The 23,445-nt window shown below is 49.3% G+C and carries 19 protein-coding genes and 1 pseudogene; 18 read left to right on the forward strand and 2 right to left on the reverse strand.

Annotated elements, in window-relative coordinates; translation table 11 throughout:
• Positions 1-78: 78 nt before the first annotated feature.
• The 3 genes and pseudogenes from rpsA (at position 79) to JQR90_RS07935 (ending at position 4,557) form a co-directional block, all read left to right on the forward strand.
• Entirely contained in the window at positions 79-1,758 is a 1,680-nt protein-coding gene (gene rpsA / locus JQR90_RS07925) for a 30S ribosomal protein S1 (RefSeq protein WP_010797902.1), read from the forward strand.
• A gap of 201 nt (positions 1,759-1,959) precedes the next feature.
• The gene (gene ihfB / locus JQR90_RS07930) at positions 1,960-2,244 is read left to right on the forward strand and encodes an integration host factor subunit beta (RefSeq protein WP_010797903.1); all 285 of its coding nucleotides are present in this window, start codon (positions 1,960-1,962) and stop codon (positions 2,242-2,244) included.
• A gap of 1,476 nt (positions 2,245-3,720) precedes the next feature.
• Positions 3,721-4,557 (forward strand): annotated as a pseudogene (locus tag JQR90_RS07935) (IS5 family transposase).
• Between the two features lie 473 nt (positions 4,558-5,030).
• Here the strand turns inward: JQR90_RS07935 and JQR90_RS07940 are convergent.
• Positions 5,031-5,255, reverse strand: a complete 225-nt coding sequence (locus JQR90_RS07940; RefSeq protein WP_010797905.1) for a hypothetical protein — start codon at positions 5,253-5,255, stop codon at positions 5,031-5,033.
• Complete coding sequence (locus JQR90_RS07945; RefSeq protein ID WP_010797906.1) at positions 5,252-6,526, reverse strand: rhamnan synthesis F family protein; 1,275 nt, start codon at positions 6,524-6,526, stop codon at positions 5,252-5,254. The genes JQR90_RS07940 and JQR90_RS07945 overlap by 4 nt, the downstream gene beginning before the upstream one ends.
• 1,031 nt (positions 6,527-7,557) lie before the next feature.
• Here JQR90_RS07945 and JQR90_RS07950 point away from each other — a divergent pair.
• From JQR90_RS07950 to fliI, 15 genes are all read left to right on the forward strand, one after another.
• Positions 7,558-8,463 carry a glycosyltransferase family 2 protein gene (locus JQR90_RS07950; protein WP_010797908.1) on the forward strand — a complete coding sequence of 302 codons (906 nt, stop codon included), beginning with the start codon at positions 7,558-7,560 and terminating at the stop codon, positions 8,461-8,463.
• Entirely contained in the window at positions 8,453-9,364 is a 912-nt protein-coding gene (locus tag JQR90_RS07955; RefSeq protein WP_010797909.1) for a glycosyltransferase, read from the forward strand. Before JQR90_RS07950 ends, JQR90_RS07955 begins: the two co-directional genes overlap by 11 nt.
• Positions 9,365-10,324 (forward strand): UDP-glucose 4-epimerase family protein, encoded by a 960-nt coding sequence (locus JQR90_RS07960; RefSeq protein WP_010797910.1) that lies wholly within the window; start codon positions 9,365-9,367, stop codon positions 10,322-10,324.
• Positions 10,324-11,343, forward strand: a complete 1,020-nt coding sequence (locus tag JQR90_RS07965; protein WP_010797911.1) for an MraY family glycosyltransferase — start codon at positions 10,324-10,326, stop codon at positions 11,341-11,343. Before JQR90_RS07960 ends, JQR90_RS07965 begins: the two co-directional genes overlap by 1 nt.
• A 44-nt stretch (positions 11,344-11,387) precedes the next feature.
• Positions 11,388-13,376 carry a polysaccharide biosynthesis protein gene (locus JQR90_RS07970; RefSeq protein WP_010797912.1) on the forward strand — a complete coding sequence of 663 codons (1,989 nt, stop codon included), beginning with the start codon at positions 11,388-11,390 and terminating at the stop codon, positions 13,374-13,376.
• Between the two features lie 339 nt (positions 13,377-13,715).
• Entirely contained in the window at positions 13,716-14,780 is a 1,065-nt protein-coding gene (gene rfbB, locus JQR90_RS07975) for a dTDP-glucose 4,6-dehydratase (RefSeq protein ID WP_010797913.1), read from the forward strand.
• 62 nt (positions 14,781-14,842) lie between these two features.
• Positions 14,843-15,724, forward strand: a complete 882-nt coding sequence (gene rfbA / locus JQR90_RS07980; protein WP_010797914.1) for a glucose-1-phosphate thymidylyltransferase RfbA — start codon at positions 14,843-14,845, stop codon at positions 15,722-15,724.
• The gene (gene rfbC / locus JQR90_RS07985) at positions 15,724-16,260 is read left to right on the forward strand and encodes a dTDP-4-dehydrorhamnose 3,5-epimerase (protein ID WP_010797915.1); all 537 of its coding nucleotides are present in this window, start codon (positions 15,724-15,726) and stop codon (positions 16,258-16,260) included. Before rfbA ends, rfbC begins: the two co-directional genes overlap by 1 nt.
• Complete coding sequence (gene rfbD, locus JQR90_RS07990; protein WP_010797916.1) at positions 16,257-17,186, forward strand: dTDP-4-dehydrorhamnose reductase; 930 nt, start codon at positions 16,257-16,259, stop codon at positions 17,184-17,186. Before rfbC ends, rfbD begins: the two co-directional genes overlap by 4 nt.
• A gap of 154 nt (positions 17,187-17,340) precedes the next feature.
• Positions 17,341-17,709 (forward strand): ComEA family DNA-binding protein, encoded by a 369-nt coding sequence (locus JQR90_RS07995; RefSeq protein ID WP_010797917.1) that lies wholly within the window; start codon positions 17,341-17,343, stop codon positions 17,707-17,709.
• 331 nt (positions 17,710-18,040) lie between these two features.
• Positions 18,041-18,379, forward strand: a complete 339-nt coding sequence (gene fliE, locus JQR90_RS08000) for a flagellar hook-basal body complex protein FliE (RefSeq protein ID WP_010797918.1) — start codon at positions 18,041-18,043, stop codon at positions 18,377-18,379.
• Between the two features lie 11 nt (positions 18,380-18,390).
• The gene (gene fliF / locus JQR90_RS08005; protein ID WP_010797919.1) at positions 18,391-20,202 is read left to right on the forward strand and encodes a flagellar basal-body MS-ring/collar protein FliF; all 1,812 of its coding nucleotides are present in this window, start codon (positions 18,391-18,393) and stop codon (positions 20,200-20,202) included.
• On the forward strand, positions 20,189-21,202 hold the full coding sequence (gene fliG / locus JQR90_RS08010; protein ID WP_010797920.1) for a flagellar motor switch protein FliG: 1,014 nt from the start codon (positions 20,189-20,191) through the stop codon (positions 21,200-21,202). The genes fliF and fliG overlap by 14 nt, the downstream gene beginning before the upstream one ends.
• Positions 21,203-21,323: 121 nt before the next feature.
• Positions 21,324-22,106, forward strand: a complete 783-nt coding sequence (fliH, locus tag JQR90_RS08015) for a flagellar assembly protein FliH (protein WP_010797921.1) — start codon at positions 21,324-21,326, stop codon at positions 22,104-22,106.
• Positions 22,096-23,442, forward strand: a complete 1,347-nt coding sequence (fliI, locus tag JQR90_RS08020) for a flagellar protein export ATPase FliI (protein WP_010797922.1) — start codon at positions 22,096-22,098, stop codon at positions 23,440-23,442. The genes fliH and fliI overlap by 11 nt, the downstream gene beginning before the upstream one ends.
• The last annotated feature ends 3 nt before the right edge of the window (positions 23,443-23,445 follow it).

Here is a 23,445-nt window from a genome sequence, read left to right on the forward strand (position 1 = left end):
ATATTGATAACGAACCCCGCATTGGCTGGTGATGCGGTAGATCGGGTGCATCGTGTACCCAACATTACAGGTATAAACATGAGCGAAAGCTTCGCAGAACTCTTTGAAGAAAGTCTGAAATCCCTCGACATGCAACCGGGTGCCATCATCACAGGTACTGTGGTTTCCATCGATGGTGACTGGGTAGTTGTCGACACTGGCCTGAAATCTGAGGGTCTTGTTCCGCTCGAGCAGTTCTACAACGAACAAGGCGAGCTGACCATCAACGTGGGCGATGAAGTCCATGTGGCTCTCGATGCCGTGGAAGACGGTTTCGGCGAAACCAAAGTGTCTCGCGAGAAAGCCAAGCGCGCTGAGTCCTGGTTGGTCCTGGAAGCTGCGTTCAACGCTGACGAAGTGGTTAAGGGTGTTATCAACGGTAAGGTCAAGGGTGGTTTCACTGTTGACGTTAGCGGCATCCGCGCTTTCCTGCCAGGCTCCCTGGTTGATGTCCGTCCTGTGCGTGACACTGCCCACCTGGAAGGCAAAGAGCTAGAGTTCAAGGTCATCAAGCTTGACCAGAAGCGCAACAACGTTGTTGTTTCTCGCCGTAGCGTTCTTGAGGCTGAGAACAGTGCCGAGCGTGAAGCGCTGTTGGAGTCCTTGCAGGAAGGTCAGCAGGTTCGCGGTATCGTCAAGAACCTCACCGACTACGGTGCGTTCGTTGATCTGGGCGGCGTAGATGGCCTGCTCCACATCACTGACATGGCGTGGAAGCGTATCAAGCATCCTTCCGAGATCGTTAATGTTGGTGACGAGATCGACGTTAAGGTTCTGAAGTTTGATCGCGAGCGTAACCGCGTATCCCTGGGCCTGAAGCAGCTGGGCGAAGACCCATGGGTTGCTATCAAGGCGCGTTACCCAGAAGGTACACGTGTTCAGGCTCGTGTTACCAACCTGACTGATTACGGCTGCTTCGCTGAGCTGGAAGAAGGCGTTGAAGGTCTGGTACACGTATCCGAAATGGATTGGACCAACAAAAACATCCACCCGTCCAAAGTCGTACAGGTTGGCGACGAAGTGGAAGTTATGGTTCTGGATATTGACGAAGAGCGTCGTCGTATCTCTCTGGGTATCAAGCAGTGCCGTCCGAACCCATGGGAAGAGTTCTCCGGTCAGTTCAATAAGGGCGATCGTATCTCCGGTACTATCAAGTCCATTACTGACTTCGGTATCTTCATTGGTCTGGATGGTGGCATAGACGGTCTGGTTCACCTGTCCGATATTTCTTGGAACGAGCCGGGCGAAGAAGCCGTACGCCGCTTCAAGAAGGGTGATGAGCTGGATACCGTTATCCTGTCCGTTGATCCTGAGCGTGAGCGCATTTCTCTGGGCATCAAGCAGTTGGAAGACGATCCGTTCTCCAGCTACGCTGCTCTGAACGAGAAGGGCACCATCGTTCGTGGTACTGTGAAGGAAGTTGACGCCAAGGGCGCCATCATCACTCTGGGCCATGAGATCGAAGGCGTTCTGAAGGCTTCTGAAATCAGCCGTGATCGCGTTGAAGATGCGCGTAACGTTCTGAAGGAAGGCGACGAAGTTGAAGCCAAGATCATCAGCATCGATCGTAAGAGCCGCGTGATCAGCCTTTCCGTCAAGTCTAAGGATGTTGACGATGAGAAGGAAGCGATGACGTCCCTGCGTAACAAGCAGGAGCCGAGCGCAGGCCCGACTACTATCGGTGACCTGATCAAGGCGCAGATGGAAAACCAGGGTTAATCACCTTAGGTTTTCTAAGAAAGGGGTGGCTTAGGCCACCCTTTTTTATTGCCTAAAAAAAGCTTCTCAGATCTAAGGGGTTATATGTTTAGCGTCAAATAAATTTACAGCCTTTTGCTGGGTATATGCTTTTCAAAGCCAAGCGGTCATGCTAAAAGAGTTAAAAAATGATCTAGCCGCTTGAAAAAGAAGGAAAATTCCATGACCAAGTCGGAGTTGATCGAACGTATCGTTTCGGAGCAAGGGCAGCTGTCAGCTCGCGATGTTGAGCTGGCTATCAAGACAATGCTTGAGCAAATGGCCCAAGCGCTCTCAACCGGAGATCGTATTGAAATACGAGGCTTCGGCAGCTTCTCTTTGCATTATCGTTCACCTCGTACAGGGCGAAACCCTAAAACAGGAGAGTCTGTAACGTTGGATGGGAAATATGTTCCGCATTTTAAGCCAGGTAAAGAGTTGCGAGATCGTGTCAATGAGCTGGAGTAATCTTGGTAGCGTTAAAGCTTGATGGGGTGGACGGGTGGACCATATCGCAATGTTCCATGCGGATAAAGAGACGCAAGATTTGTCCGCCTTATATCTGTAAGTTGTTTAGTGCTCAAATGTGACACGGCAGACGGGGTACATCATGTTGTCAGTTGCTTTAGGGTGCGGAATTTATATCGCGAGTGTCTGGCCTTGGCTCCTTATTTATAGTCTTCGAATCGCATTGGCGCGGAATACTATGAGTTCTAAATTTTAAAGATTCTGAGTCCAAGCGAACAATTTGTATCTAATTGCAAAGACGGTGTGCAGCGAGCCATTCTAGGATTTTTGCCATGGTGCGCTGATGTATCACCTTATTCTATTATTAACTAATAACTTTACTAAACAATGTTGCTAATTGGCTACAGCTCTCATCAAGATTTTTAACTATCTATCCAAGACTAGATTGAGGCTGATTTTATCGATTTTTTATCGTCTTGGAGAGATTCTTGAGGTTTGGTGGTAAGCGGGACTGTTGCAAAATTTGAGCACTCCGCTAGGGCGATGAATAGGCATATTATTATTTTATAAGGCTTAGTTTATTTTGCGGGAGGTAAAAATTTTACCTGTAATATCTGGTAGTGAATGCAGAATATGTACTTTAGCTTTTAATAAAGGATGTATTGGGATTGTTTTAAGTAAGTGTAGTTTTGTTTAAGATGTTTTGCATGAATATCTTGTTTTTAAAATAAAAAGGTAGATGTGAAGCTTGTGTCTTGGGTGTTTAGATCCTGGTTATAGATTATATGATTTAAGTTAATATAAATATAAGCAGCGATTTTTTTTAATGTCTTTTTATTTGATGGCTTTTGATTTATTTATATGCCGTTGATTGCATGCGTAAGCTGATATGAATCATAAATCTTTGCTCTTTTTTAAGTGATAACTTGGCTTCTTGTTCTCGATCATTAGTTTGTTTCAAGCTGAGAATATTTTATTTTCACTGATTCATGATTATCTTTTTATCTAATTTCCGAAAGATGAGTTTTACAAAGTAGAATTCATTAAGGAAAATGGATCGAGTAGTAATCCGTTTCGCCAGTTTAATTAAAGCAGGTGTGCCGATTTTCATAAGTACCAAGAATTTTATAATTTTCTTCAGGATCATTTTTCTCGCAAAGCATCCTGCTTGATAAGAAGATAATGTATTGGGTCGAAACGCTCTTTATATGGTGATAGGGTTGACGTGTAATTCTTTAAGAACCTAGGCTGGCTTGAATATTTGCCAATTTCCTCCAGGGCTATAAGGAGCTTCTGTTTTATAATTTCGGTCTGCTTGTCTTCAGATTCATGGGTGTCCGCTTTCCAGAGTTGCTGTTAGGAATTCAATTATTTTCTTTTTTGAAGGCTGCGAGCTCTATTTTTTCATTCTGTCTACGCTCTGTCTGAAAAATCGGTTTGCTACTCTGTGATGTCTTTTCTAGGCGGAGATCAGAGATGACAGGGCGCTACGAGTTGGACGATCAATCATGGGAGCGGATCAGCGATCTGATTTCTTACAGGCAGCAACGGGGGCGGCATCGCAAGGATGATCGCCTGATGCTTAATGGCATCTTTTGGGTACTATGTTCAGGAGCTAAGTGGCGTGATTTGCCCGATCGCTTTGGAGCCTGGCAAACGGTCTATCACCGTTTCCGTACCTGGCGAGACCGCTCTTTATTTACGGCCCTGCTCAAACGGCTTCATTTAAGCTTGAGGCAGGACGGTCGTATTGACCTCAACACCTGGATGGTTGACTCAAGCTCCATCCGTGCAACGCGTGCGGCTTCGGGTGCCGCTAAAAAAGGGGTGACCAAACGCTGGGACGCAGCCACGGTGGCCTGACCAGCAAGCTCCATCTGGTGTGATACACAAGGCATCCCCTTAAGCTTAACGGTTTCGCCTGGACATCACTCCGATAGCCGCTACTTTTCAACTGTCTTGGACAAGGTTTGCCTGCCGTCTTCACTAGGTCGACCGATCAAACGGTGCCGTACGGTTCTGGCTGACAAGGGTTATGACAGCGAGGCGCTGCGTCAGTACTGTGATCGCTTCAGGATCAAGCCCATCATCCCGTTACGCCAGATGCATTGTCGTCCCAAGAAAGGCCTGCCCAGACTCTTTGACCGACCGGCCTATTGCAAACGCAATGCGATTGAAAGGCTCTTTAGCTGGCTTAAGGAGCATCGCCGATTAGCCACCCGTTTCGAGAAACTCACCAGCAGCTTCGAAGCCATGATTTCTCTAGCCTGCATACGGATTTGCTTGAGAAAATCTTTTTCAGACAGAACCTAGTAGAGGCATTGATGGCGCGGCTATCATTTTTTATCTTTTTCTAGATAAGGCGTGTTTTCATAAATCTAGCGGTCTGTTCGCAATTAAATTATTAAGCTCCGCCTATTTCAATAAATTTTTTAGTAAATAAAGTCACCAAGAAGCCCATTTTTTGTACAGCAGTACATAAATGTCTTGAGTTCCAGTGTCCAATTTTTTCAGGGTTTTGGCTATTGCTAGGTAGAATTCATTCAGAAACTAATTATATCATAGGTGGCTGCATGCCTTTTAATGTACTGGTTATAACTTGAATAAGTCAGTTCGCTTATGGACCTGGCTACAATAATAAGCGAAATATTAGAACTGTACTGCTTTAGCGTGCATAAGGGTTCGGCTAGGGAGCTCCTTTTCTACAGAGGAAAAATGTTCACAAGACAGCAGCAGTTGATCCTTTTCACTGCTAGCTCTACTTAATCACTGTTTGATTTTGGCTTCTATACGCGCTTTGCAGAACGCTTTGGGGCAGCCATAGACAATGACATCGCCAAGTCTAACGCATTACCGCCTCGTATCGTTTGAAAGTCGCCACCAGCTATATTTACAGGATAAATCATGTTTTCGAACGTGCCGCTCAGCTCCAATTGTTGGAAGCAGCTCTGAAGGTGAGAGCTGCCAGTTTTATCCATTCCAATATGAATAAATGTATTTTTGAATTTCATATCAGGCCTCTATAAAATGCGGCACGCTTCCAGCCGAAAAACACGTTCCCGCCAAACGGGCGTGAATACATAAGCTGCCTAAATTCGTCTACTTGGTGACCGTCTAGATCCTGAGCGAGGCTTTCAACATCGCGGGCGATAAACATCCCTCGATAAAGCCCGTCAAGCTTTATCAGTGGCATGCCAATATGATGCAGAAAGATATTATTTTGATGAATCTGTGAGCCTCTGGAGAATGTTTCGACAAAGTGGGCTATCGCTTCTATACAGATGGTTTTATAAACGTCATCGTATGTTAGGTCTACATCTTCCAAATGCTTATAAACAAAGCCTGCTAAGGATCTAGTAGACATAACGAAGTTCATCCCAAAATCTTCAATCTCATTGCTTTTAACGTCTTTGCCCCATAAGCGCATCAGCTTATGGTTGCTATAAAGATATTTTTTTGTAAGCCCTTTTACCATGATACCTGAAGAATACGTGGGCCAGGGTAAAAGCTCGGATGCTCTGGATAGCGTAACCAGGCTGTCGATTAGGTCTGTGTGAGTTTCTAGGACTTTGGCAATACGTGTTGAGTCGTACAGCGCCTTGAACTGATCAGGTGACGTCACCACTCGCTTTAATGTCTTGGAAAGCACCATTTCCCCGCGCTTGATGACATCTGGTCGTACATCGGTCAGCTCGTAGTTCTTCCAATAATTTTGAAATACTTCGTTATTGAGTATCTTTTTATCAAGGGCTATACAGAATGAGCCAAGATGATGCTCTATTTCAAAGTTTTCAGTTGCACCCAGTGCTTCTATTTTGCTCTCAAACATTTCCTCCAAGAATTTATCGATGTGCTTGGAGCTGAAAAATATGCTGTCATTGATCATAAGAAGGCGAGGGCAGTCTTTCTGCATGCCTCTCCTGAAAAGGTGCTCAAAACCAGTTTTATAACTGCCGAAGTCCCGGCCGTAGTTATGCTTGTCAATGTAGCAATCAATGATGTCTTTGTGCTTTTCTATACTGGTTAGTTTTAGTGTGTTAACACAGATCGTATATATGCCTTGTTTCTTCGCGCTTTGAAGAAGGCCAATGACGTCATTTCTTAGAATGCCTTTCTCGTATAGTGCGAGGAGCATTATTTTTTGCCCTTCATAAGGCTTGTCTAAAATAATTTGTTCTTTGAATTTTTTTGACTTTTTCCAGTTCTGATACGATTGAAGCTTTAAGTAGTTATTTGCTGCTTGAAATACCAGCGTGTTTAAAATTTTGCTTAAGAGTCGCATTTAATACATCCGTCCTGGTTGACTGCTGTATAGCCTAATATTTATAGAAATTATGTTAACTGATAATGAGCAGGGTTTTTCTGCTAGAGGCATGGCATTCATTCAGCTGAAATATGCTTCTGTAACATCTTTTGCAGATCTAATCATCTTTACTGTTCCATGCTCCAACCAGATGGCACGGTTGCATACTTTTTCAATTAGCTCCCGCGAATACCTGGCTATGACCAGAATCTTGTTGGCGCTGATTATTTCCTTGATTCTTGCCTCCCCTTATGTTAGAGGTCTTCGTCCTCTGCCGAAAGCCATTCATCCATGAGCAGAATTTCCGGCCTAAATATTGCCGAAGGCCAGTCCCATGGTGCCGGTCATCACGCCCATACTAATTGTTAACCAGAATGGACCTAGCGCAGATCTCTTGTAGCGCTGTCTTACAGCCTGCCATCCTAGAAGGCCGATAGGTGATGAACATTTAATCGATGAATAGATATCGTTGAGTGCTGAAGAATTGTCTAGATGCATTGAGTTAGTACCATCCTCATTATTGGGCATGAGTTTTGTGACCGAGAGACCAGTTAAGATTGTTCCTAGCAAACTCTGTTACTGGAGTTATCAAACAAATATAGATGTTTAGCTTACAGCATCACTTGATTGGAAGCCGGTCTAGTGTCGCACCAACTGGCTGGACGGCAGAGCATCTATTAGGCGCAGATAGTGAAAAGGTGCGAGCAAAAACAAAAAAACGTGTCGCAGTTCTCACTAGCAAGGTGTCGGTCACCCTTTTTAAATAATTTTCTTGCCGGACTTTGGTTAGTCTCTCCAATCTTCAGACTTGCTTTTCATCATTAGTAAGAAAACCTGATAGTTCATACCCCTCCTCGGTTATGGCTGATGGGTTGCGCTTGTTAGCTTCGAGCCGGTCATGGCTTTTACGGCTGGCTTTGCTCGGAACAATTCACGCTTTTCTCTATCAAAGGGCAGCAATACAGATATGGCCCGGGCATTAGGGTGGACGGAAAATTTAGGTCAGGATGATGCTGAGAGTAATAGTTGCGGTCGTTGTTACGTATCATCCCGACATGGTAGCCCTCTGCAGGCAGCTGAAGCTAATTGCTCGTCAAGTTCATGCTGTCATGCTTGTGGATAATGCATCGCTTGGCGTCGAGGAAATCGATGAACTTTCTGAAATCGCGCAAGTTCATCAATGTGAGAGCAATGTAGGTATTGCCAAGGCTCAGAATATCGGTATTCAAAAAGCAATAGTGGCAGGCGCTGACGGGATTATTTTTTTCGATCAGGACAGCGTGGTGCCTGAAGGTATGATCGCTTCGCTTAGCCAAGAGTTCGATAGGCTATCGGTTAGACATCGAGTTGGCGCTGTCGGTCCAATTTATCGGGACTCCGAGCTTGGTTTCTACTATCCCGTTATTCGGATCGATAAATTAGGTTTGGTGCGGAAAATCATTCCATCAAGCGCCTCTGAACCTATACAGGTATCTTGTTGTATTTCTTCAGGCACTTTGGTCCCTGTTCATGTTCTGAATGATGTGGGTTTATTACAGCAGGCACTGTTTATTGATTATGTTGATACGGAGTGGTGCCTGCGTGCCGTCGCGAAGGGGTACGAGATTTTTGTAGTCCCCGATGCCCTGATGGAGCACAAAATTGGGGACGACACCTTGTCCTTTGGTCGCTGGAAAGTGCCTGTCCATTCACCGTTCCGCCGTTATTACCGTCTACGTAATGTTTTTATCCTTGCGGGGCTGAAGCATATTCCCATCCTTTTAATTGTTAAGGAAGGAGTGCAAGGGATATGCCACCAACTAATACTTGTTGCAACGCAAAAAGGCAGTCGGCTCGCCTATGCCAGGGCGGGAGTCAAAGGGCTGCTCGATGGCCTGAAATTATGTGCAAGTAGGCGGTTTGTAAATGATGCTTAGGCGGCCGCGGTTCGCCGTGGCGCTTGCGGCTTACAACGGCATGCTTTGGATTGACGACCAGCTCTCCAGTATTCTCGAGCAGCGGAGTGTAGATGTCGTCGTATTTATCAGTGTCGACATCTCGTCTGATGAAACATATGAGCATGTACTTTCGCTTGCCTCTAAAAATTCTCGCATATGTGTTTTGCCACAGATCGAGCGGTTTGGTGGGGCAGCCAAGAACTTCTATCGCTTGATACGCGATATAGACATTTCTGGATTTGACTATCTAGCCTTGGCTGACCAAGACGATATCTGGCTTGAGAATAAATTGATTAGAGCTCACCAAGTACTGATCGAACGGCAAGCTGAGGTCTATTCGGGTAATGTCATGGCATTTTGGGAGGATGGTCGGCAACGTCTCCTGGATAAGGCGCAGCCAATGCGCGCTTATGATTATCTTTTTGAGGCGGCTGGTCCCGGATGTTCCTACGTGATGGGTAGGGCCTTTGCTCAGCGTTTACAAGCGTTCATGGAAGAAAATTGGTCGGCTGTCAATGAGGTCGCGCTTCATGATTGGCTCATTTACGCGTATGGTCGTAGCTCTGAGGCGCAATGGTATATCGATCCGTGGCCTTCTGTTCTGTACAGACAGCATGGAGGTAATGTTGTGGGAGCCAATGTAGGTGTCCGCTCAGCCTTGAGCCGAATCAGGCGCATAAAAGGTGGGTGGTACCGAGACGAGTCGCGGAAGATCATCCGCTGTCTTGGTCTAGAAGATACCCCGGGTATCGCCCATATCATCTTAAAGAAAGAACGTTTAAGCGCGATTCGTTTGCTGGTTGAGGTCAATAAGACCAGGCGGAAGCTAACGGATCGGATCGCTTTAGCTCTCTTCATATTGCTAGGGCTGTACCGGTAGATGGCTAGAGTTCTGGTAACCGGGGCAGCCGGTTTTGTAGGCTCTAATCTTGTCTCGGCGTTAAATCAGCAGGGACATGAGGTTGTGGCGATGTCTCGTATGACAATCGAGACTGCAAGCGATCTTGTACAGCCCTGTCAAGCAGATTTTACAAGTCTGGATGCTAGTGCTTTTCGACGCCACCGTGTCGAGAGTGTCGTCCATTGCGCTGCTAAGGTTCATGCCATGCACGAAAAGCCAGGGCAGGGGCTGGGTGAGTACCAGCGGGTAAATGTCGACGGAACGATGAAGCTTGCGCGTCTGGCGGCTGCCCATGGGGTGCGTCGGTTTGTCTTTGTCAGCTCGGTAAAGGTCAACGGTGACGAGACGGTACCCGAACAACCTTTTTCTCCCTTAGACGCACCCCAGCCTTCCGATGCCTATGCCATTTCAAAATGGACTGCCGAACAGCAGCTCATGGAGCTGGCAAGAAATGGAGTAATGGAGGTCACCATTATTCGTCCGGTACTGGTATATGGGCCAGGCGTAAAAGCCAATTTTCTTACTATGCTACGTTGGTTAGACAAAGGCATTCCATTGCCGTTGGGTGCTATCGATAATCGTCGCAGCCTGGTTTCGGTCAACAACTTGGTGGATTTCATTTCAACATGCCTTTTTCATCCGGCTGCTGCCGGTCAGACCTTTATGGTGAGTGATGGAGAAGACCTTTCTACTACTGAGCTGCTTAAGCGCCTAGCCCGATTTTTAGAGCGTCCCATAAGGTTGATTCCTGTACCTCGAGGATTGGTAGAGGTTGGTGCAACCCTTCTTGGGAAGGGTGCGTTATCTCAGCGAGTGTGCCGTTCCCTGCAAGTCGATATTTCCAAGAACCTTGATATCACCGGTTGGCGGCCGCCTGTAGCTGTGAACGATGCTCTCCAAGCTACTGCAATTGATTTTTTGAGAAGCAAGGAAAGCTGATGACGCTATTTTTGGCTGTCTGCACGGTCGTCGCGTCTTGGGCTATGACACACTACGTTCGGCGTTATGCGTTAAAGGGACATCTTATGGATATTCCTAGTGTGCGCAGCTCTCACTCTATTCCTACGCCCCGGGGTGGTGGCTTAGCTATAGTTATCGTGTTTTCTATCGCCACCTTGGTCTGGCAATTTATTGGCGCCAATCTCTATTGGACGGATCTTGTCGCGTTGCTCGGTGCGGCATGTGGCGTTGCTCTAATTGGTTTTATTGATGACCATGGTCATATTCCGGCCAGGTGGAGGCTGCTCGGGCATTTTGCTTGCGCTGCTTGGGGGCTCTGGTGGTTGCAAGGATTTCCAACGGTCATGATTAATAATACGGCTATTAATTTTGGCTGGTTGGGCAACGCGTTTGCGTTGTTTTATCTGGTCTGGCTGCTTAATCTCTATAATTTCATGGATGGGATCGATGGCATTGCAAGTGTCGAGGCGATTTGCGTAGGAGCAGGCGGTGCCGCTCTATTCTGGATTACCGGACACGGTGCCATTGCATGGCTCCCGTTGCTGTTAGTGGCTGCCGTCTTAGGCTTTTTGATTCTAAATTTTCCGCCCGCTAGAATTTTCATGGGGGACGCGGGCAGTGGGTTTTTAGGAATCATTTTAGGATGTCTTTCTATCCTGGCTGCACGGCTTGATCCGGCTTTTTTTGTGGCATGGATTATCTTATTAGGTGTATTTGTGACGGATGCTTCCTTTACGCTGTTTCGTCGCTTGCTTAGAGGCGAAAAGGTTTATGAGGCTCATAGAAGTCACGCATACCAATCTGCTGCGCGCTTTCACAATGGGCATCGCCCCGTCACGTTGGCCGTTCTGTTAATCAATACTATTTTGCTTATACCTACGGCACTTTTGGTTGGTACAGGTTATCTATCGGGAGTTATAGGCGTGGCTGTTGCCTACGTTCCCTTGATCTATCTTGCCGTTCGTTATGAGGCAGGAAGGCCGGAAAGCTCTCGATAGATCATATTGGTAGGATTGGTGAAGGATTTGAGGGAGCTGTAGTTATGCTACGCGAGCGATTAGTCAGCCTAAGTCGTCGTAAAAAGCGTATTGTTCAAATAGCTGCAGATCTGATTCTGATCTGGGTCGCCTTATGGCTCGCCTTCTTCATACGTCTCGGAACCTCTGAAAGTATCGAGCCCTTTAGTGGTCACGCCTGGCTGTTTGCTTCGGCTCCAGTAATATGTATTCCACTGTTCATCCGCTTTGGTATGTACCGTGCAGTCATGCGTTACTTGGGGTATGACGCAATGATGGCTATTGCCAAAGCTGTTACGCTTTCGGTGTTAGTGTTGTCCCTAGTGATCTACTGGTATCAGGACAAGCCCGAGATTGTTCCAAGGTCGATGATCTTCAACTTCTGGTGGTTGAGCTTGTTCATGATTGGCGGGCTACGCTTGGCCATTAGACAGTACTTTCTCGGCGATTGGTATGCGGCATTGACCAGTGTTCCCTTTATGCGCCAGCAGACTGGACTGCCTAGGGTCGCGATTTATGGGGCTGGCTCGGCTGGTAATCAGTTAGTCGCTGCGCTCCGTGCGGGGCGTGCAATGCGACCTGTTGCGTTCATCGATGACGACAAGAGTATTGCCTGTCGTGTTATTGCTGGACTTAAAGTTTACCGCCCTAAACATATTCAGCAGATGCTCAATGAAACCGGGGCGGAAGAGGTATTGTTAGCTATCCCTTCATCTTCACGTGCTCGCCGGCGTGAGGTATTGGCTCAGCTGGAACCTTACCCTTTGCATGTTCGTACTGTTCCGGGTATTACCGATCTGGCTAGCGGCAAAGTCAAGGTCGAGGATATTCAGGAAGTTGATATTGCAGACTTGCTTGGACGGGACCAGGTTGCACCGAACCAGGCGCTTTTTGAGCGTTGTATTCGCGGTAAGGTTGTTTTAGTCACCGGAGCGGGTGGATCGATTGGCTCCGAACTATGCCGCCAGATTATGGGCCAGGGTCCATTAGGGCTAATTCTATTTGATCACTCAGAGTTTAATCTCTATAGCATTCATCAGGAGTTGGCGGGCGCTATAGAGCGCGAATCCTTGCCCATTTCTCTGGTTCCGATTCTAGGATCGGTGCGTAACAACAAACACTTGCTGCACATTTTGAGGTCATGGAAAGTCAATACTATTTATCATGCCGCTGCGTACAAGCATGTTCCTATAGTTGAGCACAATATTGTCGAAGGCGTGCTGAACAATGTATTTGGTACCGTTAATACTGCCGAGGCGGCCATTCAGGCAGGTATCGAGCACTTTGTTTTAGTCTCCACGGATAAGGCTGTACGACCGACGAATGTGATGGGGAGTAGCAAGCGGCTTGCAGAAATGGTGCTACAGGCCTTGAGTCAAGAATCTGCTCCAACGCTGTTTGGTGAGCAAGGTGGAATTCATCGTGTCAATAAGACGCGCTTTACCATGGTTCGTTTCGGTAACGTCTTGGGATCCTCTGGCTCTGTAATACCGCTGTTTCGCGCTCAGATTCGCAAGGGCGGTCCGGTAACCGTGACGCATCCTGGCATTACTCGTTTTTTCATGACCATTCCCGAGGCGGCTCAGCTCGTCATTCAGGCGGGGTCCATGGGTGCGGGAGGGGATGTATTCGTACTTGATATGGGTGAGCCAGTCAAGATCGTGGAGCTGGCGGAAAAGATGATCAACCTCTCGGGCATGACAGTCCGTTCGGAGAAAAATCCCCACGGAGATATTGCCATTGAGTTCACTGGTCTGCGCCCGGGGGAGAAGCTCTACGAGGAGCTGTTGATTGGTGACAACGTCTTGCCTACAGAGCATCCAATGATCATGCGGGCCAGTGAGGATTTCGTGTCTTGGGATGCCTTCAAGCTAGTGCTGGCTGATCTAAAGTCAGCGGTGCAGGCAGATGATTATTCTCGCATTAGGCAGCTATTGCGCGAAACCGTAGTGGGATATGTACCGCAGGGCGAAATCGTCGATTGGTTATACGTACAAAGCCGTCGGGACAGATAATAAGTAGCTCGTGTTAACCATCCTTTCGCCTTTATTAAGCAGTAAAATAGAATATAGATCAGCGTAGATGCAATTAAGAATCTTTCAGAGAAATTTTTGATGATGAGCACATTGAGTTAAGTTTTTCTTTCTTCGTGGAAACTTTTCTAAGTCAAAGCTGTTTAAGTCAGGTCTTGATGGCGGGTGGTGCTATTCATCAGCCTTAGGGCTTGCGTTCTAAATCTAGGGAACGAGACGCCTGTTGAGCTGTATTGGCTGCTTAACAGGAATTTATGATTTTTTAGCTGTGCCTTGCGCGTTTTGCTAACTGGCGCAGGCGTTTAAAAAGGCAGGTTCAGGATGAAAGTGCTGGTAACTGGTGGTGCGGGTTTCATTGGTTCTGCAGTGGTCCGTTTTTTGATCAACGAGACGAATTGCCATGTGGCAAACGTCGACAAACTGACTTACGCAGGCAACCTTGAGTCGCTAAATGAGGTCGCGTCATCTGATCGGTATGAGTTTCATCAGGTCGACATCTGCGATGCACCTGCCCTAAAAACTGTCTTCGATTCATTTCAGCCCGATGCGGTGATGCACCTTGCTGCCGAGTCACATGTGGATCGCTCTATCGAGGGGCCGGCTGAGTTCATTCGGACCAACGTTTTGGGGACCGGAATTATTCTAGAAGTGGCTCGTGCCTATTGGTCTGGACTCAATGCCGACCGGAAAGAAGCGTTCCGCTTCCATCATATTTCCACAGATGAGGTGTTCGGGGATCTGCATGGCACGGACGACTTGTTTACCGAAACGACACCTTATGCGCCAAGCTCTCCCTATTCAGCCAGCAAGGCGGGCAGCGATCATCTGGTACGCGCATGGGGGCGCACCTATGGATTGCCGGTGCTGATCACTAATTGTTCGAATAACTACGGACCGTTCCACTTCCCGGAAAAATTGATTCCTCACGTTATTCTGAACGCCATGCATGGCAAGCAGTTACCCGTATATGGTGACGGCTCGCAGATCCGCGATTGGCTATTCGTTGAAGACCATGCCCGTGCGCTCTACACCGTTGTAACCAAGGGTGTTATAGGTGAGACCTATAATATTGGCGGACATAACGAAAAGCGTAACCTGGAAGTGGTAGAAGCTATTTGTGATTTGCTCGAAGAGTTGGCACCTGAAAAGCCAGCTGGTATCACAGCCTACCGCGACTTGATTACTTTTGTGAAAGACCGCCCAGGCCATGACCTACGCTATGCGATTGATGCCAGCAAAATTGAGTCGGAGCTTGGTTGGGTTCCGCAGGAAAGCTTTGAAACAGGGCTTCGTAAGACTGTTCAGTGGTACCTCAACAACCGTTCCTGGTGGCAGCGCGTTCTTTCTGGTGCTTACCGTCTCGAGCGATTGGGTGAAGCTGTTTAATTTTCAGCCAGGGTTATTTGTATTTAGATCCTTAAGCCTATATCGATTGAGAGGGACGCGTAATGAAAAAGTATAAAGGGATATTGTTGGCGGGCGGTTCTGGAACCCGTTTGCACCCCATCACACTAGGTGTTTCGAAGCAGTCACTGCCTGTCTACGATAAGCCGATGATTTATTATCCTTTGTCGGTGTTAATGCTGGCCGGTATTCGGGAGATTCTCATAATTTCTACACCGACAGACTTGCCAGGTTTCAAGCGCATGCTGGGTGATGGTAGTCAATATGGTATCGAACTTAGTTATGCGGAGCAGCCAAGTCCCGATGGACTAGCTCAGGCGTTTATAATTGGATCCGAGTTTGTTGGTCAGGATAATGTCTGTCTTGTTCTGGGTGACAACATATTTTATGGTCAGCATTTCAGCGAAACGCTTATAAACGCTGCGTCCCGTGAACAAGGCGCAACGGTATTTGGTTATTACACTGCTGATCCAGAGCGTTTCGGTGTCGTTGAATTCGATGAAAATGGCAAAGCCATCAGCATCGAAGAGAAGCCTAAAAAGCCTAAGTCCAACTATGCAGTGACTGGTCTTTACTTCTACGATAACGACGTACTTGAGATTGCAGCCAATATCAAGCCGTCACCGCGCGGTGAGCTTGAAATTACCGATGTCAATAATGAGTATTTGCGTCGCGGCGATCTGAATGTTTCCGTTCTTGGCCGCGGCTTCGCTTGGCTTGATACCGGGACTCATGATGCGTTGCTAGAGGCTGGGCATTTTGTCCAGACCATTGAAAAGCGTCAGGGTCTCAAGGTTGCCTGCCTTGAAGAGATTGCCTTTCAGAAGGGGTGGGTTACTCGCGAGCAGGTAGCACTGCAGGCCGAGGCCTTGAGCAAGACAGGCTATGGTCAATATCTGGCCCGCTTGATTGCAGGAGATCGATGATGGAAGTGATCGATACGATCATTGCAGACGTAAAGATCATTCAACCGCGAGTCTTTGGCGACTCGCGGGGATTCTTTCTAGAAACGTTTCAAGCCGATCGCTATGCAGAGCTGGCTGGCATAACATTGCCTTTTGTGCAGGACAATCATTCACGCTCAACGAGAGGTGTATTACGTGGCCTGCATTTTCAGCGCAGCCGTCCGCAAGGCAAGCTCGTTCGTTGCGTAAAGGGCGAAGTGTTGGATGTGGCTGTTGATATCCGTCAAGACTCGCCTACGTTTGGTCGCTGGGTTGCGGAAATCCTTTCTGAGGACAACAAGCGGCAGCTTTGGATCCCGCCAGGGCTTGCTCATGGTTTCGTTGTACTTTCTGAGACAGCGGATTTTGAATACAAATGTACTGACTATTATGATCCTTCCGCCGAGGGATGCTTGATCTGGAATGATCCTGATCTGGGTATTGACTGGAAGATCTCTGATCCTCAGTTGTCAGCCAAGGATGCTCAAGGCCTACGCTTGGTGGAGCTTTATAAATGAGAGTCATGGTCGCAGGGGGAAATGGTCAGGTAGGACAATGCCTGATTGATCGCTTGAAGCGCAGTGACTTGGCGTGGGAAGCGCATGGTCGTGCCACGTTGGACATTGCAGATGAGCGCTCTGTGGCCGAGCACCTGCAGCGTTTCAAGCCATCTGTGCTGATAAACGCTGCAGCCTATACCTCAGTGGACAAGGCGGAAATGGAGCCTGATGTAGCGGCACGCGCTAATATCAAGGGTCCTGCTACGTTAGCCAAGCTTTGCCATGAGCACGGCTGTTCGATATTACATATTTCTACCGACTATGTATTTTCGGGTGATGCTTCTGTTCCATATACACCTGATGACCCCGTGGGGCCGTCAGGTGTATACGGGGCGACCAAGTTGGAAGGTGAGTACCGTATTCAGGATGCCTGTCCGAATCATGTCATCATGAGAACGGCTTGGGTGTTTAGCGAGCATGGAAATAACTTCATGAAAACCATGCTCCGCCTGGCCTCGGAGCGAGACAAGCTACAGGTGGTGGACGACCAGCAAGGGACGCCCACTTACGCAGGGCATATTGCCGATGCTTTACTGTTGGTGGCTCATCGTATCGCTACTATTGATGACTCCCAGTTATTTGGTCTCTATCACTATGGGGGCAGCGATGCTGTTACCTGGTGTGGGTTCGCGCGGTATATTCTTGATGTTGCGCTTGAGAAGGGAATTATCAATAAGCTTCCCAAGGTAAACGGGATTACGACTGCTGATTTTCCTACCCCAGCGCGTCGTCCTTCCTATTCGGTACTAGACAGCACGCTACTCAAGAAACGGTTTGGTGTTGACCCGAGCGATTGGAAGACAGGGGTTAATGACTCCCTTGATGCATTAATAGCTGCAACCGCTGCTCACGCAAAGAATGCACCCAATCAGGTAAGTGCGTAACGTTAATAATGTGATGCTGCCAGTAGTTGGCCTTTCTGATAAGGCGTGAGTGGTTGGTAGCATATGCATTTAATTTCGAGTGAGGCCAAGGATACAGGCTCAAACTCTCCTGTAGTTGAACGTCAATTATGCGCTTGGAAAAGGATGTCTATTTATGCGCGCACTTCTATTATTTCGTATTGCCGTCTGTTTTACTCTTTTTACGCTCACTTCTGTTGCCTATGCTGAGACGTACGGTGATCCGCTGCATTATCAGTTACCCAAACCTGTACCTATCGCGCGGACCTCTACAGAGGTGTCCAGATCCTCTGGACCTGTTTCTTCCAGTAAGGTCAATATCAACACGGCAGATGCCGCTACGCTGGACAAAAGACTTAAAGGTGTTGGAGCTGCCAAAGCAAAAGCGATCGTTGATTATCGGAATGCGCATGGCCCGTTTCAGGCGATTGACGAGTTGATAGAAGTTAAGGGCATTGGACCTGCAATCTTGGAAAAGAATTCTGACGTCCTGACAATCAATTGACAAAAGCGGTGCTGGTAGCCAACTAGCCAGAGTTATTCTTTTGGCACACGGTAGTTGTTGAGCCAAATTTTACTAATTGCGTTTCCCCAAGGTATCTAAACCATTTTCTTCGCTTAAGCGCCTAGCCTTACTTAGTTCAACGCTAGGCTGCTTTCGCCCAAACCCCTTTCTGGCCTGTTAATTGCTCTGACCTTGATAGTGATTGAAACCTGGCGCCAAGCCGGTTCAGTTAGCCAATTTCAGCTGACAGACAAAACTTGGCATCGCCATTGCTACATCAAGGTATAGCTAAAAGCGCGGCGTCAAAAATCTGCGCTGGTTGGAGGGTGAAATGGTTCAAGGTGTTGAGTTCAATCGTTTAATGCTGGAGATGCGCTCCATGCAGACAGAGGCAATGGCGCGAAAGCCCGTTGCGAGCCCTGTCGGTGTTGAGGGTGCTGCAAATGTTCCCAGCTTTCCGGATTTACTTGGACAGGCTGTCCGTAAAGTCAACGAGACGCAAAAGGTTTCCAATGAGATGGCCACAGCGTTCGAGCTTGGTCAAGGCGGCGTTGATCTGACGGAAGTCATGATTGCCTCGCAGAAAGCTAGCGTTTCCTTCCAGGCCATGACCCAAGTCCGTAACAAGATGGTCCAGGCCTACCAAGACATTATGCAGATGCCTATCTGAGGATAGATTGAATGGCCGACACCGCCCTCAATAATCAGGTTCCCGCTAAGGTAGACGCCTCTGGCGCATCCAAGAAGCCTTTTCCGGGCCTGGGCTTTCTAGACAACCTGTCTGAAATGCCGATCTTGCGTCAAGTAGGCCTTATGGTTGGCTTGGCTGCCAGCGTTGCCTTAGGGTTTGCAGTAGTGCTGTGGTCACAGCAGCCTGATTACCGCCCCTTGTATGGCAGTATGTCAGGCCTGGATGCCAATCAGGTAGTTGAAGCGCTGACTTCAGCCGATATCAACTACAAGGTTGATCCTAATACCGGTGCCTTGTTGGTAAAGGCGGACGATCTGGGCCGTGCTCGCTTGAAAATGGCCAGCGCTGGCGTAGCGCCTACTGACGGTATCGTTGGTTTCGAGCTGTTGGACAAGGAGCAGCCTCTGGGAACCAGCCAATTCATGGAAGCGGCAAATTACCGTCGCGGCCTTGAGGGTGAACTGTCTCGTACGATTGCCAGCTTGAATGGCATTAAAAGTGCACGTGTTCATTTGGCGATTCCGAAGAGTTCTGTATTCGTACGGGATGAACGCAAGCCGACGGCTTCGGTTCTGGTCGAGTTGTATCCAGGCCGTACCTTGGAAACTGGGCAAGTAATGGCGATCGTTAATCTGGTTGCTACCAGTGTTCCAGAGTTGACGAAGTCTCAGGTAACGGTAGTCGATCAGAAGGGACAGCTCCTGTCGGATCAACTGAACCAGTCTGAGTTCAGTGTTGCAGGTAAGCAGCTGGATTATACGAACCGCATCGAAAGCACATTGACTCAACGTGTGCAAAACATGATGCAGCCAATCGTAGGAAACGGTCGCTTCAAGGCAGAAGTATCGGCAGATGTAGATTTCAATGCGGTTGAGTCAACGTCCGAGCAGTTTAACCCTGATCAGCCCGCACTGCGCAGCGAGCAGATCAATACCGAACAGCGTCAAACTGCCGGCGGTGGGCCGCAGGGTGTGCCGGGAGCCTTGTCGAACCAGCCGCCTGGACCAGCCACTGCACCTGAGAACGCAACAGCGGCAGCGGGTACCAACTTTACGGCGCCGGGTCAGCTGATTCGTGACCCTAATGATCAGTTCATTACTGACCCGAAGACAGGTCTGCCGGCGACAGTGCCTTATCCGACAGACAAGCGTGACCAAAGCACACGTAATTATGAGTTGGATCGCAGTATCAGCTACACCCGCCAGCAGCAAGGTCGAGTACGTCGTCTCTCTGTAGCGGTAGTGTTGGATGATCAAGTGAAATTGGATGCAGCGACAGGGCAGGTAAGTCATACGCCCTGGAGTGCAGATGACCTGGCTCGTTTTACTCGCCTGGTGCAAGACGCGGTAGGTTTCGATGCAAGTCGTGGTGATAGTGTTAGCGTGATCAACGCTCCCTTTGCTCCGATCGCTGCTGATGATGTGGAAAGTATCCCCTTCTACTCGCAGCCCTGGTTCTGGGATGTCGTTAAGCAAGGTCTAGGTGTGCTGTTTATCCTGGTCCTGGTGTTTGGTGTCCTGCGCCCTGTTCTGAACAACCTGGCAGGTACCAACAAGAGCAAGGACTTGGCACTGGCTGATGGTATGGGTGGTGCTGGAGATCTGGCGGGTAGTGGAGCGGGCGGCCTGAGTGGTGGTGATCTGGCCGATGACAAGGTAAGTCTGGCAAGTCCTGCAGCGCTGATGTTGCCTGGACCTAGCGAAAACTACGAAGTACAACTCAATGCCATCAAGCAATTGGTGACTGAAGACCCGGGCCTGGTTGCCCAAGTTGTGAGGGACTGGATCAATGCCGACGAGTGAATTCAACAGCATGAGCAATGTCGATAAAGCCGCTGTTCTGCTGCTCTCCCTGGGTGAGGCAGACGCTGCCCAGATCCTGCGTCACCTGGGCCCGAAAGAAGTACAGCGCGTCGGTACTGCGATGGCTCAAGTGCGTAACATCAGTCGTGACCAGGCCGAGCATGTACTGGGCAACTTTATCGAAGTGGTAGGTGAGCAGACCAGCCTGGGTGTAGGCACTGACGGTTATATCCGCAAGATGCTGACCCAGGCCCTGGGCGAAGACAAGGCTAACGGTCTGATCGACCGGATTCTGCTGGGTGGTAATACGAGCGGCCTGGATAGCCTCAAGTGGATGGAGCCTCGTGCGGTCGCGGATGTCATCCGTTACGAGCACCCACAAATCCAGGCGATTGTAGTGGCTTACCTGGATGCGGATCAGGCTGCCGAAGTTCTGGCGCATTTTGATCAGAAGATTCGGTTGGACATTATCCTGCGGGTGTCTTCGCTGAATACGGTCCAGCCAGCAGCACTGAAAGAATTGAATATGATTCTGGAGAAGCAGTTCTCGGGTAGTGCAAGCTCCGCCCGTACGACGCTGGGTGGCGTGAAGCGTGCAGCCGACATCATGAACTATCTGGATAGCGCGGTTGAGGCTCCGCTCATGGACGCTATCCGCGAAGTGGACGATGCGCTGTCTGCTCAGATCGAAGACCTTATGTTTGTCTTCGGCAACCTGGTTGATGTGGATGATCGGGGTATTCAGGCGCTGCTGCGTGAAGTCTCTTCCGATATCCTGGTTCTGGCGCTTAAGGGCGCAGATGACGGGATCAAGGACAAGTTCTTCCGCAACATGTCCAAGCGTGCAGGCGAGTTGCTGCGTGATGACTTGGAGTCCCGTGGCCCGGTTCGTATCTCCGAGGTGGAAGGGGCGCAGAAAGAGGTTATCGCAGTGGCCCGCCGTATGGCTGAGGCTGGCGAGATCGTCCTGGGTGCCAAGGGCGGCGAAGAAATGGTGTAAATCACCAAGTGGTTTCGAGCCCGGTCACTGTGTATTTGCAGTGGTCGGGCTTTTTTTATTCTGAGTTGGCCCAAGCTTTGCTATCTACCTGGCATACCGTAGCTTTTCTGTCAGGTGAGTCATGAACAAAGAGGACGCTAGCGATCTGATTCGCGCGAAGGAAGTCAGTATCTTCGAGCGATGGCTTTTGCCTGATCTGGATAGCAACCATGTTGAAGACGTGGCCGTTGAGCCTGATCCAGAGCCGGAAGCAGCGGAAGAGGAAACCGTCACCGTTGAAGACGTTCCGGTAGAGGAAGTCAAGCCGTTGACGTTGGAAGAGCTAGAGGCCATTCGGCAAGAGGCTTACAACGAAGGCTTCACTGCCGGTGAGCGCGATGGTTTTCACTCCGGGCAGGTAAGAGCGCGGCAAGAGGCTGAAGTAGCATTGACAGCCAAGCTGCGAAGTCTGGAAATCGTTATGGAGCAGCTGCTCGAGCCAATCGCCCAGCAGGATCGGGAGCTGGAGCAGGCGTTGGTTCGTCTGGTCGAGCATGTCACCAAACAAGTGATCCAACGTGAGTTGAAAGACGATTCTACGCAGCTGCAACGTATCCTGCGTGAGGCGCTGAAGCTTTTGCCCATGGGTGCTGAGAATATCCGCATTCATCTCAACCCGCAGGACTTCGATTTGGTGAAGGCCCTGCGTGATCGGCACGATGAGCGTTGGAAGCTGTTGGAAGATGAAAACCTGCTGCCGGGTGGTTGCCGTATCGAAAGCGAGAACAGCGTAATCGATGCAAGTATCGAAACGCGACTGGCTCAGGCACTGACGCAGATTATGGAACAGCAACGCCATCAGGCTACACAGCCTGCCGACCCTGACCTGCATATTCCTTTGGAGGATGCTGCTGATGCATCTTGATCGCCTGAGTTTCCAGCGTCGACTGGGTGGTTATATTGATGCAGTAAGCCTCCCGGGTGAGCCCGTAATCGAAGGGCGTCTGCTGCGCATGGTGGGTTTGACGCTTGAGGCAGAAGGCTTGCGTGCTGCAGTCGGAAGTCGCTGCCGGGTCATCAATGGAGGTACCTACCAACATGCTCAGGTAGAAGCCGAGGTCATGGGGTTTTCAGGTGATAGAACCTTTTTGATGCCGATTGGCAGTCTGGCAGGTATTGCTCCTGGGGCGCGTGTCGTGCCTCTGCCTGATACCGGACGCCTGCCTATGGGAATGTCGATGTTAGGGCGTGTGCTCGATGGGTTGGGTAATGCCCTCGATGGCAAAGGGCGGATGCGCGCCGAGGATTGGGTGCCGATCGACGGCCCGACCATCAACCCGCTCAAGCGCGAGCCTATTCATGAGCCGCTTGATGTTGGTGTACGTAGTATCAATGGTTTGTTGACGGTAGGACGCGGTCAGCGTCTTGGACTGTTTGCCGGTACTGGTGTTGGTAAGAGCGTGCTGCTCGGCATGATGACCCGCTTTACCAAGGCGGACATCATCGTTGTCGGGCTGATCGGTGAGCGGGGTCGTGAGGTTAAGGAATTTATCGAGCACATCCTGGGCGAAGAGGGCATCAAGCGTTCCGTCGTTGTTGCCTCGCCAGCGGATGATGCGCCTCTGCTGCGTCTGCGTGCAGCCATGTATTGCACACGTATTGCAGAGTACTTTCGTGACAAGGGTAAAAACGTTCTGTTGCTGATGGACTCTCTGACCCGGTATGCACAGGCTCAGCGTGAAATCGCACTGGCTATTGGTGAGCCGCCAGCGACAAAGGGTTATCCGCCATCCGTGTTTGCCAAGCTGCCCAGCTTGGTGGAGCGCGCGGGTAATGCTGAAAAGGGCGGTGGTTCTATCACGGCGTTCTACACTGTACTGTCAGAGGGTGATGATCAGCAGGACCCGATCGCTGATGCGGCGCGAGGGGTGCTGGATGGTCACTTTGTTTTGTCCCGTCGTCTGGCGGAAGAAGGTCATTACCCTGCCATTGACATTGAAGCGTCGATCAGCCGAGTGATGCCGCAGGTCGTAAGTCCTGAGCATTTGCGTAATGCCCAGCGTATGAAACAGTTGTGGTCTCGCTTCCAGCAAAGCCGCGATTTGATCAGTGTGGGCGCCTATGTACCAGGCGGCGATCCTGAAACTGACCAGGCAATCAAGCGCTACCCTGCGATGCAGCAGTACTTGCGCCAAGGACTGAATGAAAGCGAGTCGCTCGAGCAGAGCGGGCAAAATCTAGGCGTATTGCTGGAGAGCTGATGA

This window comes from Pseudomonas sp. JZ114 (genome assembly GCF_051027705.1).
GTDB lineage: Bacteria > Pseudomonadota > Gammaproteobacteria > Pseudomonadales > Pseudomonadaceae > Chryseomonas > Chryseomonas luteola.

Coding starts and splice junctions, on each gene's coding strand:
- JQR90_RS07940 (WP_010797905.1), bottom strand. CDS start 5,255: ATGAAATTCAAAAATACATTTATTCATATTGGAATGGATAAAACTGGC.
- JQR90_RS07955 (WP_010797909.1), top strand. CDS start 8,453: ATGATGCTTAGGCGGCCGCGGTTCGCCGTGGCGCTTGCGGCTTACAAC.
- rfbC (WP_010797915.1), top strand. CDS start 15,724: ATGGAAGTGATCGATACGATCATTGCAGACGTAAAGATCATTCAACCG.
- fliG (WP_010797920.1), top strand. CDS start 20,189: ATGCCGACGAGTGAATTCAACAGCATGAGCAATGTCGATAAAGCCGCT.
- JQR90_RS07960 (WP_010797910.1), top strand. CDS start 9,365: ATGGCTAGAGTTCTGGTAACCGGGGCAGCCGGTTTTGTAGGCTCTAAT.
- JQR90_RS07950 (WP_010797908.1), top strand. CDS start 7,558: ATGCTGAGAGTAATAGTTGCGGTCGTTGTTACGTATCATCCCGACATG.
- fliH (WP_010797921.1), top strand. CDS start 21,324: ATGAACAAAGAGGACGCTAGCGATCTGATTCGCGCGAAGGAAGTCAGT.
- rfbA (WP_010797914.1), top strand. CDS start 14,843: ATGAAAAAGTATAAAGGGATATTGTTGGCGGGCGGTTCTGGAACCCGT.
- rpsA (WP_010797902.1), top strand. CDS start 79: ATGAGCGAAAGCTTCGCAGAACTCTTTGAAGAAAGTCTGAAATCCCTC.
- fliI (WP_010797922.1), top strand. CDS start 22,096: ATGCATCTTGATCGCCTGAGTTTCCAGCGTCGACTGGGTGGTTATATT.
- ihfB (WP_010797903.1), top strand. CDS start 1,960: ATGACCAAGTCGGAGTTGATCGAACGTATCGTTTCGGAGCAAGGGCAG.
- rfbD (WP_010797916.1), top strand. CDS start 16,257: ATGAGAGTCATGGTCGCAGGGGGAAATGGTCAGGTAGGACAATGCCTG.
- JQR90_RS07945 (WP_010797906.1), bottom strand. CDS start 6,526: ATGCGACTCTTAAGCAAAATTTTAAACACGCTGGTATTTCAAGCAGCA.
- JQR90_RS07970 (WP_010797912.1), top strand. CDS start 11,388: ATGCTACGCGAGCGATTAGTCAGCCTAAGTCGTCGTAAAAAGCGTATT.
- rfbB (WP_010797913.1), top strand. CDS start 13,716: ATGAAAGTGCTGGTAACTGGTGGTGCGGGTTTCATTGGTTCTGCAGTG.
- JQR90_RS07965 (WP_010797911.1), top strand. CDS start 10,324: ATGACGCTATTTTTGGCTGTCTGCACGGTCGTCGCGTCTTGGGCTATG.
- fliE (WP_010797918.1), top strand. CDS start 18,041: ATGGTTCAAGGTGTTGAGTTCAATCGTTTAATGCTGGAGATGCGCTCC.
- fliF (WP_010797919.1), top strand. CDS start 18,391: ATGGCCGACACCGCCCTCAATAATCAGGTTCCCGCTAAGGTAGACGCC.
- JQR90_RS07995 (WP_010797917.1), top strand. CDS start 17,341: ATGCGCGCACTTCTATTATTTCGTATTGCCGTCTGTTTTACTCTTTTT.